Source organism: Ruegeria sp. CG11, assembly GCF_056537245.1.
Genome location: NZ_JBQFRE010000028.1, coordinates 1 through 17,444 on the forward strand (window position 1 = coordinate 1; position 17,444 = coordinate 17,444).

The following is a 17,444-nucleotide window of genomic DNA, read 5'->3' on the forward strand; positions in this document are numbered from 1 at the left end:
GACAACTCTTTGAGATTTGGTGAAAGAGCGCGTGTAGGCATGTCGAAAGTCACTGACTGTTCCTGGCCAGTTGGCGGAATGGAAGCTGATCAAGACAGTAGGTCAAGGAACGCAATACCGACTGATCGTGGAAGTGGGCCTCGCATGCTTCGTCTTGGAAGGACATGGCCATGGTCAGTCAGTTACCTAAGATCGCTCACACGATTCTACTGTGTCCAAGGCAGTATCCTTACGGCTTTCGACGGTCAGCATGGCTTGTTCCGGCGCAATCTCGATAGTTCCGATGTCACCTTATCGATAGATAATTCGGGGTGGTTACGGAGAGTTCAAGGGTAGAAGTTGAAACTTAAGAGCTGATACTCAAACCAGAAGCAGCAGAGCAGCGAGTGGCTGCAATCCGTCCTTTACTTTTTTACTACAGTCGAGAACCGCACAAAGCGGACCTTGCCACTCATCCTTCGAATGGAAGCTTTTTTGCGCAGTCCAGACCTCCGATGTTAACCCTATCTTGCACTTGCAGCGAATGTCTCCTCTGACGGGCCGCGCCGTGGCGACAGTTGAGTCGGGTGAACGGCAGCAATGGGCCGACCTTGCCGGAGCGAAAAGGTTTTTCTAAAAGCTTGCTGCGCCGCCCGTGAGGTCCGCAAAGAGCCCTGACCTGTCATTGGCAACACTTTGGTCATTTGCAAGCGCGGCACGCCGCCAACCGCGCAAACCGGACATTCCCACGCGCTTCTCAGATGGCAGAGAAGCGGACAAAACCGCCATTGGCCATTTCGCAACGAACGGCTGCTTTGAACGCTTCGCGACGGCAGCAAAAAACGCCAAGGGCGGGGAGCAGACATTTGCTGTGGATGCGAAATCCAGATGCGAATCTTGGAAAGCAGTCATTCATTTTAGAATTTCTTCCACCCGAAGCGTTAGTTGCACCAACTTTGATTGCGAGATTGCCATACTGTCTGGACACGGCTCGGTTGAGGCTGCAGTCTCAATGCAAAACCAAGAATTGTGAGTAGCGCGTTGTCAAAAGATGATTTCCCAACACCTTCTGAGTTTATGCGGAGCCGACGTCCGGAACAGTTTTCTGACTCGCGTGTCGAAGAGAACATCGAATTGGATGAAGACTTTCTCGAGTACAAGCTGGAAAGCATAACAAGCCGCAGTGAAGAAAAACAATTCGAACATCTCGCGAGGCGTCTCGCTGAACGAATGATCTGCCCAAATCTCATACCTCAGACTGGGCCGACTGGCGGTGGCGACAGCAAAGTTGATACCGAGACGTACCCAGTTCACGAGGACATTTCGTCCCGTTGGTACGAGGGAAACGTCGAAGCAGCGAACGAGCGTTGGGGGGTTGCCGTAAGCGCAAAGAAGCAGTGGCAGGGCAAGCTTCGTTCAGACATGGCTTCCATAGCATCCACCGGTCGTGGCTATAGAGTAGCGTATTTTGTTTCCAATCAATTCATTAGTGACAAATCCAAGTCGAAATTTCAGGATGAGCTTTCAAAGGAGCACGGGTTTGAGGTCCGGATTCTTGACCGCACTTGGCTGATGGAAGCGATCATAGAAAAGGGCAACGAGGACATTGCTGCTCAGGCACTGAATCTATCGAACTTCACGACTTCGAAGAAAATTGGTCCTAACGACCTTTCCAAACAGGAAGCTTTGGACGAGCTCGAAAAAGAAATCTCTGATACGGGTAGATATCAGGGAGTTGAATATCAACTTGTTGAGGATTGCATCTCAGCAGCGATCATCTCAAGGGAACTCGAACTTGACCGGCACATTACGGAAGGTCGGCATGAACGTGCCATACGGCTTGCTGGGGAGCATGGAACAGAACGTCAGATCGCCAGTGCACTGTATCAAAAGGCGTGGACTGCGGTGTACTGGCACGATGATTTTGGAGTCTTGCTTAGTGTCTATGATGAAATCGAAGCATTCTCCCTTGGTAGCAGAAATTCGTCGGACATAGAGAAGGCAATCAACCTTTGGCAGACTCTGCACACTTCGGTCATTTCTGAAGCGCTTTCGTTGGAAGAAACCAAACTGGTAAATAGGGCAAATCGCCTGATCCACCATTTGGAAGAGCTTTCCGGTGAGGCGGATCGACCAAACAACGCCGCAAACTCAAAACGGCTTATGTTGGGGATGCAGATTGTCCAACACGCTGCCGACGAACGCCAACGAGACAAGCTACTGCGAGATTTTGGCGACCTGTTGGTGGGTTCACAGCATCTCGGAGGTTTCGAGTTCAATCGGGCATATGAGCAGTTTGAGGTACTTGGCGCACCCTTTGGCGAATTGGAGGTTTACGATGAGGTATTCGAGCAAGTTCTCCCTGTTTACCAAGAACGGCATAGTGATGTGGCCGTTGCAGATAAGCTCTTCAATCGCGGCATAGACAAACTTCGCGCTGACAAGGTCATCTCTGGTATCGACCTGCTGGGGCGTGCGTTACCGAAACTAATTAAGGCTGAGAAAAAGGAGCGCATGGTTCGCTGCCTCGCAGCCTTGGCTTCAGCTTACAGTTCAATGGATTTGTTTTGGGCTGCATACGCAAACCAAATGTCAGCTCTTTCGATACTAATCCAGGACTTCGGCGAAACCAGTGAAATAGATCCTTTGTTGCTCATGTTGCTGGAAAAAATGTTCTGGGGAGAAATCTCAACAGGACGCATTCCACAAGCGCTGTGGTGTCTGCAGTTGCAAATCTCGATCTTAAGGCAAACAGGCCTTGATGAAGAAGATGAAGGTTTTCAGGAAGACTACCGGTTGAAGGATGGGGTGTTGGCAATGCTCCTGCTGAAGGCGAATGCTAGCCAGTTGAATGAATTCACAGGCCTAGTGGATTTCTTTGAGCAGAACGGTCTAATTTCTTGCTCATTGGCTCTATTGTTCGCTTTTGGAGGCCCTGATTACCTTCGACAGCACGAATACGTCCCAGATTCTGAAAGTGACACAGAGATTTGGGAGATGATGAAGGGGCTGTGGGGTCAACCTGCGCAGGATAGCTTGCCAGAACGTATTGATACGTTTGGAGGCAAGAACGTGAGCCTGATATCTCCTTTGCTGGGAACACGATGGGAAATTGTGTGCCAGCATAATCCTTGGTGTGTGAGAATAGGGGAAAGCTATATGGGCTTCCTCGAAGCCTTTCTCGCTACCAGCCTTTCTCATCAGGCCGTCGGCACGATGGAACGAGCGAAAATGCGATTCCAATTGGCATCCGAGGGCGAAACTTGCCCAAATGAACAGGGATTGGAACTTCGCCCTGGATCGGGGAGCGAGTTAGCCACGGTAGTGATATGGCCGGAGAGATTTCCGTTAGGCAGCCTTAGAACAGACAAGTTACGTGATTTCTTCGTATATTCTCTGGTGAACATACTGCCCAAAATTCTGTTTCCTCGAGACGCAAAAGCGTTTTTGGACGTGGTTGCCGGTTCGGAGGAAGGTTTGCCTCGCTCGCTCATGTTTGCCGATGTCTTGGCGAGTTCATCAAATATTTTCGATGACTGTCGTTCCCCATCATTGAGCGACTGGGCTGGCGAGGGAGATGGCTACGAAATAGTTGTGAACCCACCCTGTAATCTCGCTTTGCAGTCAATGATGTCTCTCGGGCAGCAGAAGAATAAGGAGGAGATGAAGTTCGGCGAAGGTGAGCCGCCCGATGATTTCCTTGAGGACACACCTCTCAAGCACGGCGCTTACCAGACCTTTTCAATGGTGGATATTGAACTGTGGCAAGAGGCTGGATGGGATGGTGTAGGAGTCGCTCTTCAGCCTAACCTACCGAATGCACCACCCTTCTTGGGCCTTCTGTTTAGGAACGGCGGAGCTGGACGGCGCATCTTCGAGAACTGGATTTCCGACATCGGACGGGAAGATGTTGATGAGAAAATTCGCATTGTAATATTAACTGGAGTCGAAAAATCGAATCCCAACGCCTACACGTTAGCAGTGGGTTCAAACATCGACAAAGCGCAATTCAAAGAGCTTGATCGCATCTTCGTGACTTCAAAAATGAAGACTATGGAGAACCCCGACCCACGAAACTTAGAGAACTTTGGCAGAGCATTCGCTGCCTCTCAGAGCTATGCCTTGGTGCCGGTAACCCTATCCGACGATGGAGGGGCGCCTGATTTCCACTTTGATTTGTCGATCCTGAAACGCGAGGTTGTGATCAGGGAAGCTTGGACCATCGGCCTCAATGATCCTGATGGCATGGCAGTATCCCCAAGCATCGATCCAATCATCCCAGAAGGCCAGGAGAATGCGCCAATACTGAAGTTGATTGAGTGGCAGAAGAAACGCGACAGGTGAACTCCATACATGCGGAATACGGCAGGGCGGCGCTCTCAAGTGAACCAATGTCGGTTGTGGGCCGGACTATTCGCTAGGAATAGTCAGTTTGGTCAATCAAGTTTGAGAACATTCTCTCGACATCGGTGGCACCAAAAGTGGTTGATAGCCCTTTCGGGGGTGGCTTGTGTTCGCTCTGCAATCGGCAATAGGCTCACCTGACAAAGAAAACGATTCAGAGAGTCGAGCATGCCGATTGAAATTCACTTGCACCACAAAGGCGAAGAGCCACCCGAAGGTGCATTCATCACTTTTAACAGTGATTTCGTCCCTGAGGTTGGGGAAGAGATACTCATTCAAAAGCCGGAGTCGTCGGAACTAACAAAGTACGTAGTCCGAGAGCGACGCGTTTTTCTGGACATGGCAAAAGAGGAAGCAGAGAGTTCGTCTCTGATGCTTGAGGTAGAAGTTGTGGATCAGCCTGCAAGTTCTTCATTTGGCGGCTACGAATACGAGAAACCAGCGGACGCGATGCAAACCTAGGTGAAAGACTTATCCTAAGTCACTGGCAACTTTCCAGATAGGGCCAACCTCCCCATCGCTGGCGGCTTGATGTTGACACTGTGTGCTTGTCGCGCTGAGATCGGGGCGTTTGATTTGAATAGGAATGAATTTTGGCGATGGATTTCGACCTAAGCAAGCGGCACTACGCCGCCCTCGATACCCTCCAATTTGAGTGCGACTACGAAGATGGTCACAACGGCGGGGAGCTGATTTATGTCCAGCGGATCAAGCTGTCGCCAGGGATTGGAGACAAGACGCTTGCTGATCTTGAGGGTTTAGGATTGATCGAGAGAGGCATCAACAAGTGGTTCGGATCGCTCGGTTATCGCATTACGGGTCTCGGTCGCGAAGCGCTGGAGAACAGACCGCGCAGCAAGCCAAAGGCAGGTCTAAGCACAAGCTGCGTCCTTTGGGTTCCCGGATTGGAACCGAAAGGAACCGGCTAGACAGGTAGAATGGCAAATTAGCAAAGGGCAAGATTGGATGTCTGAACGTATACCGAGGGCTGAAATCCTAAAGGAACTGGCAAACATCAATGCTGTCGCCAGAAGCTTGAGCATGGACCTAGAAGACGACTTGACGCCGAAGGATATTGCAGCTGGCGCCGAGCCACTGACGCCCGAACAGATTCAGGCAGAGCTGAAATCCATATGCAACTCTGTAACGCTGATCGCGTTTGAGCACCTGAAGGCCGAACGGGAAGAATGGATCGCGGTTAACGACAGCATTGCATAGGTGCTGATCTCGAACCATTCACCAGGCAGACAAATGAAACGCAAAGAATCCAATAGTGTTATCTCCGTTCTTTGGGAAGAACCGAAAGCTCTATTAGGTGATGTTATCGTTCAGTGGGGCTTTGCTATGGGTTATGTCTACAACGTCCCAAAGTGCCTCGGGATCGAAAACTATCAGGCTGTTCAAACCAGCCTTGCAATGCACTTTGGAGACGCAGATCGCATAAGAACGCTGCGGAGGATATTGGAGCGTACTCCGCGTCCAGACCTAGAAGGTAGAGATCGTTTCAAAGAAGCGGAAACTGCCCTAAGAAAGCTTGAAAAATTAAACGAAACGCGAAACCGCTTAATTCACGGCATTCCAGTCTTTTCAATGAAAGCAGATCCCGAAACTCATGAAGTGATCAGACAGGGTTGCTACTTGATCCAGCAGCGAGAGCACGAGATTAGCTCTAAGCGGTACGTCGACGTTATAGAGGAAGCGACCCAACTCCTAGGCGAATTGAACGAAGTTAACGTTTTGCTGTCTGAAGCATCAAGCGAGATGACTTGGGAGCAGTGGCAAGAGTTTTTTGATCGAGTCGAACCTGAGAAAACGACCGATCCCGGCTGACTGCTATTTTGAGCGTTTTTCGGCTTAGCCACGTCGCATTAACTTGACCAACTCCTCCTCAACAAACCTCCTGGGTAATTCATAGAAATCAAACGCTTCGTAAACAGGGGCGATGAGCGTATGAAGCACTTCGGGTAAATTATCATCGATCTGTTCCAACGTAATCGATAGTTCACTTTCGATCTCTGCTGTGCGGGACACCCGATCATATGACAAAGGTGATCGTGAACCGCTCAGCGTACTTAGAACTCGGCCTTCTAACCCAGACCACCGAACGCTGGCTATAACCGCTTCGACGCCCTCAAAAGTGGCTGCCAACCGGCGAGCAAATAGTAATGCCTCTCCCACTCGCCAAATCGGCAAAATGAGATCGAAAGCCGTTCCAGGCTCAGCCCGTTTCGGCGCGTTATCCTCATCATAGCCTGTTGTCGTATAAAGCATACCTTCCGGCACAATCCGCCAAAAATCCGAATGCGCAGGGTCCTCTTCGAAGAACCTTTCAATTCCCGGTCTTCCTATCCATGCCTCGACCCCGCCGTTGGCAGCATACGGAGCCAATTCTTGTCGCGTCATTGCCAGGAAGGCAGGCCACCCTGTGAGTTTTACCTGATGGGCAACGTCAATGCGTTCTCGCAGGTTTGCCAGATTAGGCGCGGGTTGGGCATCCTCAAATTCAAAGCTGATCTCATAGTGGCCCAAGGGCATACGTGCTGGGGCATTTTGAGGTAGATCGGCCTCGTCAAGCAGCAATTGGCGACGCTCACGCGTTGCAGTAATGAAATTTGCCAGGCGTTGTTGGGCGTCAAGAGGCGCAACCCTTTCCTCCACTCGGCCTTCTACAATCGCACGGATAGCGTCGAGCATTGTCGAGCGGCTGCGTTGAACACACCGGTCGAGCAATGTACGCCATTCTTCGACAGTGCGCGGCTCCTCACTGCGGGGACCTGGCTGACGCACGTAGACGCGCGCCTGGCGCAGCACGCCCTCGCAGTCTCGTACGGCCATAACTGGTGTGGTAGCGGTCGAGGGCACTACGATCACTGGATGCAGAACTCCAGTGTTTGTGTTTTCGATTACTTCCATTTGAATATGCATTGCGGGAGCGACGAAGCGCTGGACGGCAGCGTTAACGAGGTCTTGAGTGATTTCGCCGATTTCATCTGGTCGAGGCACAGAACTCAGCGTTGCGCCTTCTTCTTCATATCCGATTACGACGTAGCCGCCTTCAGCATTAGCCATTGCGATCACAGCCTTAGCAAGTGTTGCCTTGCCATGCTTTGTACTCAGGTCGAGCCAAGCCTTATATTCAAACGACAAGTCCTCATTCGGATCAAGAATCGCTGCTTCAAGTTCAACGCGCCGTGACAAGCTGCTGCCTCCGTAAGGTGCCCGAAACTGGGGCCTCTTTGGAACGGTTATCGACTCTTCGTTTACAACGTCAACGCGACTGAGAGATCCACAGTGTCGCAGTATCCGCCATAGGCCAACCTATGTGACCGCCGGGTGGGGTTACCCCGCAGAACCCGGTTGTTCGTCAGGCAACTGGCGTGAAATCCATTGTCCAGTTGGTTTCCCAGTTGGCTCCATCATCAGTCGAGAAAGCTTGTTCCCATCGTGGGACCGGCCCTTTTTTCCAAAGAAATCTGACGATGAGGGGTTGCCCGTTCAACACGTCATGCGCGCGAAATTCACCGGTATCTCCTTTGAATCTACCCTTTACCGGTGTATCAAGCCTGTGGGGCGATCTACCGTCGAGCCACCAGATTGCCCATTCCCCTGAACCTGGATTGAAGCTGCGCAAGGCAATGGCGCGATAGGGGTGCCCGGGAAGCTCGACAAAGTTGTCTTCAACATTTCCATGGCCAGCAAGAATTGGCTGCGTGTGCGAAAGGCCTGCGAATACCTCCCAATCATCGCAGCCGGTTAGCCGCTCTTTCAGGCGTCTGTGCTGTACGGTCCAAGACCCGAACATGAAGTCAAAATCATTCTGAACGGTGTTTGTAGCCTCGCGGCCGCGATCGGTTTGCATGGATTGTCCTTTCTCCGTGACATGACTGCTTATGAGAGAGATAACCCGACATAACGTGTCATGTTTTTCGGAGAGCCGATGAAATCCTCTCGCTTACTGTCAATTTTGTTGCGCCTTCAAACCCGCGGCCTGATGACGGCACAGCAGCTGGCCGACGAATTTGAGGTCAGCTTGCGCACGATCCACAGGGACATCGACCAGCTAAGCTATGCAGGTGTCCCGGTTTTCGCCGAACGCGGACGCAATGGCGGCTATCGGTTGATGGATGGTTACCAGACCCGATTGACGGGCCTTGATGCAGATGAAGCGCGCAGCCTGCTGCTGGCGGGGCTTGGCTCCGCATTGGATGATCTTGGTTTGCTGGAGGCCGCGAGCCAAACTGAGCTGAAAGTCATGGCGTCGCTCTCTGGCACGACGCGCGATCAGGCCATTGTTGTTTCAGAGAGGTTCTTGTTGGATCCGTTGGGTTGGTATCAAAAGAAAACCATGGCTCCATTTGTGTCTGAAGTTGCCTCGGCGGTGTGGAATGAAAGGCAGCTGTCGATAAAATACGAAAGCTGGAACGGTGTCGTGCACCGTATTGTGTCGCCCCTGGCGATTGTCCTGAAAGCCGGTAACTGGTATCTCGTCGCGCTCGTCGAAACTCCACGTGTCTACAAGATTGCAAATATCCGGAGCATCAAGCTTCTTGACGAAACGTTCTCTCGGCCGAGGACTTTTGATGTCAGCGCCTTTTGGCACAGCTGGATCGCAGATTTCGAGCGCCGGCTTAAGTCTCAACCAGTTGCACTTCGGGTCAGTTCAACAGGCTTGCGCATGTTGACGGAAAGAGGTTTTGCACCGCAGTCGCCTATTGAGATTCCGAAACGAAATGGATGGTTCTCTGTGTGCGTACAAATGGAACTTGGCGTGAAGGCCGTTCGAGATGTTTTAGCTCTGGGTTCTGAGGCCGAGGTGCATGAGCCAGCCGCATTTCGAGAAGACGTGATCGCTGAGGCCCGCAAGGTTATCGCTCTAAACCTATCTTGATTTCTCCGATGTCCGCTTAGTGCAGATAAGCGGGCACCCTTGGCGATCGCAACGAACGCCCGCACTGTGTGAGATCGCCATAGCTTTGATTTCGCGGTCGCGGCGAAAGTCGGCAATGTGGGCTGCAAACGCAACATCGCAGCTGGAGGCCGGATGTCGGGTCTGGGCCGTCCTCAACGAAAGCCTTGACCCGTTCTGAGCGAATTCTGCAGTCGATCTAAGGTTGGCAGGGAGCCCAAAGTGCATAATGCTGCAACCTTTCCTGAGGTCTGCTTCAGAAAGCCCCGGCAAAAGCAGCGGCTTCATCTAACAGCTTGTGAAATTTAGACAATTAGACCACAAAATGTTTCAACCAAAATTGCGACCAGCAGATTTAGATGAATACGACACCCGAGTTCGACCGGATTTCAGAAAATACACCCTTGGAAAGCAATACGTTTGTCAAAGGCTTGGCTATTGCTCGGCTGTGCGTTCTCTGCATTGGCCTATTCGCTGCATTGTCTGAGCTAGCCGGATTCGTCGAATGGCCCCGCTATTTTGACAGTGCTATAGTCATTGCCGCACTTTGGCTTGGATGGTCGCCAAAGGGTGAAGGCATTGAACCCATTTGGAAAGCAATGGGTGTTGCTGGTCGCTGGGCGGCTTTAGCACTTGGCACTGCAATATGCATAGGTCTGTTTGTTTCGGGCGGAAACTACTTCTATTCACTTGCCAGCGAGGTGTTCGTCGTTGGGCTAATGATGTTCTTGGCATCTGGGCATATCGGCATAATCCTGAATACGTCACGCGCTGCACGCTACCGGCAGATACAAAAGTATGTGCGCAAACTACCGCGATCTGAGCGCTATCAGCCAAGAAAAAGCCTTTCGATGGACTTCGATGCACTGATCGCTGAGGGATTCGACTAAGAAAATTCCGTTTGTCCCGCGCAGCAACCGAACTGTCAAAGACCGAATGGACATTCACCCAGCCAGTTATCGCTGTTTTCTTCAAAGCAGTCGTTTGCCGCAGGTTGGTGAATGCCCGTTTTGTCCCGCAGACCGTAAGTTCGTGTGGCTCGTGATTTTGCACTCGCGGCGAATGTCCGGAATTTGGGCTGCGACCGCAGAAACCGAACGACCCGCCCGAGGTCCGGTATGGGCTGCTCCGATTGAGTGTTGCCTTGGATAAATTGGTATTGATGAAATGGTCTGTCGCTTAGCATGTTCCCCAAGGAAGTATGAGCGTATAGGTTGGAGGCCATTGAATGGCAAAAATCAGAGTAAATTTTGTCGGTGCCGGTCGCGTGGGTCAAACCATCCTCGGCCTTTTGCGGCACTCATCCAATTATTCGGTTCAAGACATAGTGAGTTCTCGGTTTAGATCAGCGGAAAACGCCGTCCAAATTGCGGGCACGGGCAGAGCGGTGGAGAAATACGCAGACCTAGCGCCGGCCGACCTGTGGATTTTGGCGGTGCCGGATTCTCAGATTTCAATTGCAGCAACTGAACTCGCAAAAGTTGTTGGTCAACACGATGCCAATGAACCGCCTCCAGTTGCGTTTCACTGCAGTGGTTTCTTTCCGGCAGACAAAATGGCGCCGCTTCAGAAGCTAGCCTGGCGACTGGCCAGCGTGCATCCGGTACTTACGTTCGCAGAGCCGGCAACCGCGATCCAGCAATTCGAGGGAACACTTTGTGGCATTGAGGGCGACGACTCTGCCTTGGAATTAATCAAAGGCTTTCTGGCCGAGATTGGTGGAATCCCATTTCATATCAATTCCGATTGCAAAAGCCTTTATCATGCGGCCGCCGTAATTTCGAATAACTTCACCGTGGTTTTGCAGGCGATCGCGCGTGAGGCTTGGGCTACCGCAGGAGTGCCTGATGACATTGCAAAGCAACTGAACACCACACTGCTTCAAGCCACCTGTGAGAATGTTGCCGCCCATGGACCACTGGGAGCGCTTACGGGACCTGCATCACGAGGCGACACCTTTGTCGTCTCGCAACAAGGGAAAGATATAGCCGCTTGGCACCCTGCTGCAGGAATCATCTACAAAGAGCTGAGTTTGCTCGCTCAGAAATTGAAGGCCGACGGTAAGACACAGGATTGGTTGGGTCCCGAAGCCTAGTCTGACCTACAATTCAAATGTGATTTTGTGAATTCTTGGAGCCTCTTATCTCGCGCTTGCGGCGAACGGCAGGTTCGGCGGGCGCATTGCGACATCTTGATGTCGGCTCATGAGACCGGAATAGGCCGTCGTTGTTTGCAAAGGATCAGCTTGGCATATGGCATCATACCCGGTTGGTGAGTGAAACTCCGGCAATCACCAACGTACCACCCAGCAGTATGGAAGCCTCAACTGGTTCCCTCAAGACAGCGGCCCCAAGGGCCACCCCGAAGACGGGGACGAGATTGGTGAATACCGCAGTACGCTCAGGCCCGAGTGTTTGTACCCCCCGATAGTACCAAACAAATGGCACAACTGTTCCACCAATGGCCAGATAGATGATGGCCAAGGTGCAAGTGAACGTCGGTAATTCCGGCAGTTGCACTGGACCGGCCAGCGGCAACCCTAATGCCAGAAACATAAACCCGATTAGCGCCGCCCAAGTGGTTGCTGCCAGCGGTGTTATGCTTCCAAGCGCCTTACCTCCAAGAAGCGTATAGCACACCCAACTGCCTACCGCAGCCAGCATGAACAGCTCTCCCCGCCCAAAACTCTGCCGAGCGTCAGACATCAGCCCTGCAATGTCTCCTCCGCTAATCACGATCACGGCCCCGACCAGTGCCACACAAATCCCGACAGCTTGTCCAATCGGTAGGAACCGCCGCGCAACGAGCCCTCCGGCTAGAGCCACGGCAATTGGATTAAAGGCAACAAACAGTGCTGTTCGCGAAGCTGGCATCTCAGTCAGAGCGGCAAAGAAGAACAGGTTGTAAAGGCAGACGCCGGACAGCCCGAGAAGCCCCATCAACACGCTCTGCCGCCAGGTGAGGCGTGGTAAACCGCCTTCTTTTTTCCATACGAGATAAAGCAATGCCAGCGATGCCAAGCCAAACCGTGCCGTTGCAGCGACCAGCGGAGACATTTCGGTCGAAACCATTCGACCGGCGACAAATGTGCCACCCCACAGGAAGGCTACCACTGAAAGCCGGACGTAAAGCAGGGTGTTATGCGACGCGATGGAAAGAGATAGGGTTTGGGACATGGGATCACCTAAAAATACCGGATTGCCCACGTCGAATTTCAGTTATACTATATTATAGTCAAATGAGTATTTACTTATGACTCTTGGTCAACTTGAAATCTTCAACACGCTTGCCGAAACGCGCGGGTTCACGGCAGCTGGCCTGCGACTTGGTATCAGCCAGCCCGCAGTGTCTCATGCCCTCAAGAGTCTTGAGGATGAGCTTGGCGTCACGCTTTTTGATCGCACTGTATCGCCAATCGAACCGACCCCGCTGGGCGAACGACTTCTGTCCCGCGCACGTGAAATTCTTGGGCTGGCCGATGCCATGCATCAAGAAGCCTCGGAGTATCGCGGAGTGCAGACCGGCAGACTGCACATCGGATCTTTTGGTGCGACATCATCCTTGCAGATACTGCCGCGCCTTCTCGATTCATTTCACGAAGCCCATCCCGGAATCGAAGTGCTGATTGAAGAAGCCCCTGACGATGAGATCATCCGTTGGATCGAAGACCGGCGCATTGATCTCGGTTTTGTTGTCTTACCGGATGAACGCTTCCGGACATGGCCTGTCGCACAGGACCAGTTTGTCGCCTTGGTTGCTGCTGACAGCACTTTGGCCGGACAATCCTCAATCCGATTGGAGCAGTTGTGTGAAATGCCTTTCATCATGCCGGAATCTGGTTCTGCCCGGATCATTCGCCGTCTGTTCACTCAGTCCCGACTTAGCCCAAATGTTCGGTATCGGACATCGCAGGTGCTAAGTACTTTGACCATGGTGGCACGCAATCAGGGCGTCTCGGTCGTGGCCGAGATGGCCTTGCCGCCAACGAACGGTAAAGAGGGCTGGGTCAGCAAACCGCTGAATTCAGTCAGGACACGAAAAATTGGCCTCGCGATGCACCAGCACGCAACGCCATCCCCTGCGGCGGTCGCTTTTATCGAAGTCATGGAAAAGAGTAGAGACGATCTCTGACGACGCGAGCAAGGGAGAGAGGCGATATCTCGATATGAACTTTTTGGGCTCGAACCGGACATTAGAAAACACTACGTTTACGGCTGGTTTGTCCGCGACCTGCGAATTCGTTGAGCGTTGATTTTGCTTGCGCAGCGAACGGCAGGTTCGGCGGGCCGCAACGCAGCATTCAGATATTCCGTTGGACGGCAGCTAAGGGCCGCTCTTGCAATAGCCAAAGGCGGCTTTGTGCGTTTCGCAGCCTTAAGAACACTGCGCAGCATTTTGCACTTTGGGCTCATCGCGGACATTCTCTGCAGTGGGTTCAGACAGGTGCTTTGAGCCCAAAGCCGCCGTCTACAAGGCTTCAGTCCATTGCATGGGCAGAGCGTAGCAAACCGCGCATTCCTGACGTTAGAACCAGGTGGGAAATGGTAGGTGAGCGAATTAAAAGGACCTTCGTTGCACTCGAACATAACGGTGGTCCAAATCAAATGGGGCACTCGAGCCAAATTGTAACACACACGTATTCTTCAACGAATCTGTATGAAACATCAGGCGCCTATTTCTGTCATGCGAGGGGATGATCCTCGCTGACAAGAAAGGAAAACACCGTGAATTCGTTGAAAACAAACAAGCTGTGCATTGGCGCTGTAGCTGGCCTGTCTTTTTTGGCCCTGTCCACCCCTGCGTTTGCTGAACCGGCGGGATCTGAAAAGGTGATTGCACCTTCGGTTCCCTTCGCGAAAGCAATGGAGATTGCAACCGGCGCTGCCGAGGGCAACCTGGTGGCGCTCGAAGTAGACCATTATGGCGACAGCCCGGTCTATGTTGCCGAGCTCGAGGGCAACACAACACACACCATGCTGCAGATTGACGGCGTGTCCGGCGAGGTGCTTGCGAACAATACGATTACGGCAGCGTCCTCGGAAGCAATGCATGCCATGCTGGAAGAACTCGATCACGATGGAAACGACGATGGCGATGACCACGAAGATGATCACGACGACGATCACTAAGACCTAAACTTACCAGGAGGCAACGTATATGTTGCCTCCTGAAATTATTGCGGGCGTGATCAGGGTGAAAATTTTACTACTCGAAGACAATTTTGATATTACTCAATGGGTCGAAAAGGGATTGGGCGACGCCGGGCATTCCGTGGATTGTTTCGGCAACGGACCCGATGCCCTTTTTGCGGCAACCACCCGTAGCTATGACGTGCTTATCCTCGACCGGATGGTGCCTGAACTGGATGGATTGACGGTTCTGAAGGCCTTGCGCGCCGCCAAAAACACGACGCCCGTATTGATGCTGACTGCCCTAAATGAAGTGACAGACCGCGTCGAAGGGTTGGAGGCCGGCGCCGATGACTATCTCGCGAAACCCTTTGCGATCAGCGAGTTGTCTGCTCGGATAGCGGCGCTTGGTCGCCGGGCCCACGCGGTTCCGTCAGGCGAAGTAACCACCTTGAAATATGAAGGTCTTGAACTAGACCTGCTTTCCCGAACCTGTCGCCGAGATGGACAACTGATCGAGCTTCACGCCAAGGAGATCCGGTTGCTTGAGGTCTTCATGCGCAACAAAGGTCGGGTGCTGACACGTTCAATGCTTCTCGAAATGGTTTGGGATATCAATTTCGACCCTGAAACAAACGTTGTGAATACAAACGTAAGCAGGCTGCGCAACAAGATCGACAAACCATTCCAAACGGCCTTACTGAGAACCGTGCGCGGGGCGGGATATGTATTCGGCGCTTAGAGATTTCCTGCGCATGAGCGCAATGCGGAACGCCATGCTTCTTGCGGCAGTGTTTCTTGCAATCATGCTTGTCGCAGGCAGCATTTTGCGATTCGAGCTGACGCGTCAGACCTATGATGCGATTGATGACGATTTGACCTTAAGCGCCCAGAGGTTCGAGTTTGCCGCACCAACATCCAACGCATTGCAGGGGAAACTGAACGCTACACATATCGGCATATCAGTCGGATATATGTCCAATGCGGGCGAGAATTTTGGACCGGTCAAAAGCAGTGTTTTTGAGACGCTGGGGTTTCAGAACCTGACCAGGTCAGAGCTCTTTTCCAAGAAGGGTTCTATTGCGGCCGTACTGGATGATGTCGAAGATCACGACGACGATCATGAGTGGAAAGATGATCCCGAACTTTGGAGAGTTTTTGTCGAAAACGCTCGCGAAGGTCGGCTGGCGGTCTTCACACCTATTCATGAAGTCGAAGACACGCTGGAACTGCTACCTCAAATTATGTGGCCGATCGCGATCGCAACCGTGATCGCGACATTGATAGTTGGAGCTATTCTTGGACTGGTTCAACAGCGACGCATCACCAAGGTGCAAAACGCATTCGAACAGATCGCAATCGGGAACCTTGCCTACCGTATTGCTCCACAGTCTTCGCGTGATGATGTGGACGATCTGATGCATGGATTTGATAATGCAGCGGCACGGTTGGAGATCTCCGTCCAACAGGTGAGAGATTTCTCCCGTAATGTGGCACATGAGTTACGGACTCCACTGAGCGAGTTACAACTTGCACTGGAAAGCCTTGAGGATGGGCCTGAGCAAGAGTTCGCACTTGCGAGGGCCAACAAAGTAATGCGCACATTCGATGCAATCCAGCGTATATCGCGTTTGTCTGCAGGCACTGACCGTTCGCATATGGAGCCGATAAAGTTGAACGAGTTGGCACAGCAACTCTACGACCTCTATGCCGACAGCGTGGATGATGCGGGTCAAACTCTGAAGCTGGAGCTAGGGGATTCCAAAGCTGTTGCCGGCGATCGTCAGCTCTTGTTGCAGTTAGGGTCAAATCTGATCGAGAACTCGATAAAGTATGCGGGCGATGGCGCCGAGATTTCAATCCAGACAGACGACAAGAAATTGACAGTGTCAGACACCGGACCCGGCATACCTGCAAAAGACCGGAAGAAGGTACTTCAGCCGTTATTCACATTGGATGGATCTCGTTCGACGCAGGGAAGTGGGCTGGGGTTGGCACTCGTAAAAGCCATAGCTGACCATCATGATACTGTTCTGAATTTGGACGACAAGACAGAAGGTGGTTTAATTGTATCGGTCCACTTTGATAAATACAGTGACAGCAGGCAAATTCCCTAAAACGGGAACTCGTGGTGCGCGTAGCACTAATCAAAATGAGCTCGCACCGGCTATCCTCGACGGCAACCTTAGACGGGCAGGATGAGCCCTGACCTGCCATCGCTAAGCCATTTGAACTCTGCGCATGCATACGTCCGGTAAGCGGACAAACCTGCCGTTCAGCTGTTGATTCTCAATTGCATCAAGCGGTCTACAGGCGACATTCGGAACCTTCTGGGATTCAGTTGTCGACTTGGGTCGCAAACTCGCATCACGGCGCGCTTGCTTTGAATTTTTTGGCTTTGCGCGCTGTTTGACGTACCACAACCAGCTTCATGTGCCATTCTGGTTTACTACTTACCGCATTGTCAAATGCCGCAAGCCTCTTTGAAGTGGCCCCGCGCTTCACCTGTTCCTCGCATGCCGAACTCCGCGATACCGGCGCCCGTCGGCGCGCTCAAGCTCATCGTTCTGCCGTTGCGGAACTGCTCAAGGATCAGATCGGAAACAAGAAAGCGCCCCACGAAAGAGCGCTCTGGCCTAAAGTAATACCCATCAACCGGATGGCGCGCGGTCCGTCCGTCGGATTGTTCAATCCACATCATCATGGACTCGTTCCCGTCATCAATATTCTTCATCCCCGGAAACGGTCCGCCGGACAGAATGAAATAGAAGTTTGGGTCACCGCGATTGCACGAAATACGTAGGTCATTCGTGCCTTCGGAGATTGATGCCCAGGCCCCCCTTTCACTCTCTCCACTCTGCCAGTCAGTCGCGTTTGCAGCGCCACCACTCAGCAAGAAACCCAAAACGGCGGCTGCAACACAAGGTCTCTGCATGGCATGCTTCTCCTCTCAATGTCACTGGAGCAGGACGTAAATCGCTGCAATTCATCCTCGGCATGATGCCTTGCTGAGCCAGAGGTGACAA

17 protein-coding genes are annotated in these 17,444 nt (G+C 52.2%); 13 read left to right on the top strand and 4 right to left on the bottom strand.

Translation table 11 applies throughout. From position 1 onward, the window contains the following. Nucleotides 1-664: 664 nt before the first annotated feature. The 6 genes from ACR0KW_RS22800 (at nt 665) to ACR0KW_RS22825 (ending at nt 6,213) form a co-directional block, all read left to right on the top strand. The gene (locus ACR0KW_RS22800; RefSeq protein WP_480807065.1) at nt 665-1,012 is read left to right on the top strand and encodes a hypothetical protein; all 348 of its coding nucleotides are present in this window, start codon (nt 665-667) and stop codon (nt 1,010-1,012) included. A gap of 8 nt (nt 1,013-1,020) precedes the next feature. Then, nucleotides 1,021-4,323, top strand: coding sequence for a hypothetical protein (locus tag ACR0KW_RS22805; RefSeq protein WP_480807066.1), 3,303 nt, complete (start codon nt 1,021-1,023; stop codon nt 4,321-4,323). A gap of 228 nt (nt 4,324-4,551) precedes the next feature. Further along, complete coding sequence (locus ACR0KW_RS22810) at nt 4,552-4,845, top strand: hypothetical protein (protein ID WP_480807067.1); 294 nt, start codon at nt 4,552-4,554, stop codon at nt 4,843-4,845. Nucleotides 4,846-4,976: 131 nt separating this feature from the next. Further along, a complete protein-coding gene (locus ACR0KW_RS22815; RefSeq protein ID WP_480807068.1) occupies nt 4,977-5,312 on the top strand; it encodes a hypothetical protein in 336 nt (111 codons plus the stop codon). 37 nt (nt 5,313-5,349) lie between these two features. Beyond that, nucleotides 5,350-5,601: a hypothetical protein gene (locus ACR0KW_RS22820; RefSeq protein WP_480807069.1), complete on the top strand. Its 252-nt coding sequence runs from the start codon at nt 5,350-5,352 to the stop codon at nt 5,599-5,601. Nucleotides 5,602-5,634: 33 nt separating this feature from the next. Next, nucleotides 5,635-6,213 carry a hypothetical protein gene (locus ACR0KW_RS22825; protein WP_480807070.1) on the top strand — a complete coding sequence of 193 codons (579 nt, stop codon included), beginning with the start codon at nt 5,635-5,637 and terminating at the stop codon, nt 6,211-6,213. A 24-nt stretch (nt 6,214-6,237) separates the two neighbouring features. Here ACR0KW_RS22825 and ACR0KW_RS22830 read toward each other — a convergent pair whose 3' ends face one another. Together ACR0KW_RS22830 and ACR0KW_RS22835 are read right to left on the bottom strand one after the other, a co-directional pair. Then, a complete protein-coding gene (locus tag ACR0KW_RS22830; RefSeq protein ID WP_480807071.1) occupies nt 6,238-7,581 on the bottom strand; it encodes an AlbA family DNA-binding domain-containing protein in 1,344 nt (447 codons plus the stop codon). A 166-nt stretch (nt 7,582-7,747) separates the two neighbouring features. Continuing rightward, entirely contained in the window at nt 7,748-8,242 is a 495-nt protein-coding gene (locus ACR0KW_RS22835; RefSeq protein ID WP_480807072.1) for a DUF1579 domain-containing protein, read from the bottom strand. A gap of 78 nt (nt 8,243-8,320) precedes the next feature. Here ACR0KW_RS22835 and ACR0KW_RS22840 point away from each other — a divergent pair, with 78 nt between their 5' ends. The 3 genes from ACR0KW_RS22840 (at nt 8,321) to ACR0KW_RS22850 (ending at nt 11,384) form a co-directional block, all read left to right on the top strand. Next, entirely contained in the window at nt 8,321-9,271 is a 951-nt protein-coding gene (locus tag ACR0KW_RS22840) for a helix-turn-helix transcriptional regulator (RefSeq protein ID WP_480807073.1), read from the top strand. A gap of 377 nt (nt 9,272-9,648) precedes the next feature. Further along, nucleotides 9,649-10,179 (top strand): hypothetical protein, encoded by a 531-nt coding sequence (locus ACR0KW_RS22845; RefSeq protein WP_480807074.1) that lies wholly within the window; start codon nt 9,649-9,651, stop codon nt 10,177-10,179. 338 nt (nt 10,180-10,517) lie between these two features. Continuing rightward, on the top strand, nt 10,518-11,384 hold the full coding sequence (locus tag ACR0KW_RS22850) for a Rossmann-like and DUF2520 domain-containing protein (protein WP_480807075.1): 867 nt from the start codon (nt 10,518-10,520) through the stop codon (nt 11,382-11,384). 163 nt (nt 11,385-11,547) lie between these two features. Here ACR0KW_RS22850 and ACR0KW_RS22855 read toward each other — a convergent pair whose 3' ends face one another. Beyond that, nucleotides 11,548-12,495 carry a DMT family transporter gene (locus ACR0KW_RS22855; protein WP_480807076.1) on the bottom strand — a complete coding sequence of 316 codons (948 nt, stop codon included), beginning with the start codon at nt 12,493-12,495 and terminating at the stop codon, nt 11,548-11,550. A 46-nt stretch (nt 12,496-12,541) separates the two neighbouring features. On the opposite strand from ACR0KW_RS22855, the gene ACR0KW_RS22860 reads away from it, so the two are divergent. The 4 genes from ACR0KW_RS22860 to ACR0KW_RS22875 all read left to right on the top strand — a co-directional run bounded on the left by ACR0KW_RS22860 (nt 12,542) and on the right by ACR0KW_RS22875 (nt 16,535). Continuing rightward, nucleotides 12,542-13,420 (top strand): LysR family transcriptional regulator, encoded by an 879-nt coding sequence (locus ACR0KW_RS22860; RefSeq protein WP_480807077.1) that lies wholly within the window; start codon nt 12,542-12,544, stop codon nt 13,418-13,420. Between the two features lie 593 nt (nt 13,421-14,013). Further along, nucleotides 14,014-14,418: a PepSY domain-containing protein gene (locus tag ACR0KW_RS22865; RefSeq protein WP_480807078.1), complete on the top strand. Its 405-nt coding sequence runs from the start codon at nt 14,014-14,016 to the stop codon at nt 14,416-14,418. 64 nt (nt 14,419-14,482) lie between these two features. Then, a complete protein-coding gene (locus ACR0KW_RS22870; RefSeq protein WP_480807091.1) occupies nt 14,483-15,160 on the top strand; it encodes a response regulator in 678 nt (225 codons plus the stop codon). Further along, a complete protein-coding gene (locus tag ACR0KW_RS22875; protein ID WP_480807079.1) occupies nt 15,144-16,535 on the top strand; it encodes a sensor histidine kinase in 1,392 nt (463 codons plus the stop codon). The genes ACR0KW_RS22870 and ACR0KW_RS22875 overlap by 17 nt, the downstream gene beginning before the upstream one ends. A gap of 347 nt (nt 16,536-16,882) precedes the next feature. On the opposite strand, the gene ACR0KW_RS22880 is transcribed toward ACR0KW_RS22875, so the two are convergent. Next, nucleotides 16,883-17,152, bottom strand: coding sequence for a hypothetical protein (locus ACR0KW_RS22880; protein WP_480807080.1), 270 nt, complete (start codon nt 17,150-17,152; stop codon nt 16,883-16,885). Nucleotides 17,153-17,444: the final 292 nt, after the last annotated feature.

Excerpts from the sequence above, each read along its gene's own strand:
- ACR0KW_RS22810 (WP_480807067.1), top strand. The coding sequence starts at position 4,552 with ATGCCGATTGAAATTCACTTGCACCACAAAGGCGAAGAGCCACCCGAA.
- ACR0KW_RS22820 (WP_480807069.1), top strand. The coding sequence starts at position 5,350 with ATGTCTGAACGTATACCGAGGGCTGAAATCCTAAAGGAACTGGCAAAC.
- ACR0KW_RS22825 (WP_480807070.1), top strand. The coding sequence starts at position 5,635 with ATGAAACGCAAAGAATCCAATAGTGTTATCTCCGTTCTTTGGGAAGAA.
- ACR0KW_RS22835 (WP_480807072.1), bottom strand. The coding sequence starts at position 8,242 with ATGCAAACCGATCGCGGCCGCGAGGCTACAAACACCGTTCAGAATGAT.
- ACR0KW_RS22840 (WP_480807073.1), top strand. The coding sequence starts at position 8,321 with ATGAAATCCTCTCGCTTACTGTCAATTTTGTTGCGCCTTCAAACCCGC.
- ACR0KW_RS22845 (WP_480807074.1), top strand. The coding sequence starts at position 9,649 with ATGAATACGACACCCGAGTTCGACCGGATTTCAGAAAATACACCCTTG.
- ACR0KW_RS22850 (WP_480807075.1), top strand. The coding sequence starts at position 10,518 with ATGGCAAAAATCAGAGTAAATTTTGTCGGTGCCGGTCGCGTGGGTCAA.
- ACR0KW_RS22860 (WP_480807077.1), top strand. The coding sequence starts at position 12,542 with ATGACTCTTGGTCAACTTGAAATCTTCAACACGCTTGCCGAAACGCGC.
- ACR0KW_RS22875 (WP_480807079.1), top strand. The coding sequence starts at position 15,144 with ATGTATTCGGCGCTTAGAGATTTCCTGCGCATGAGCGCAATGCGGAAC.
- ACR0KW_RS22880 (WP_480807080.1), bottom strand. The coding sequence starts at position 17,152 with ATGAAGAATATTGATGACGGGAACGAGTCCATGATGATGTGGATTGAA.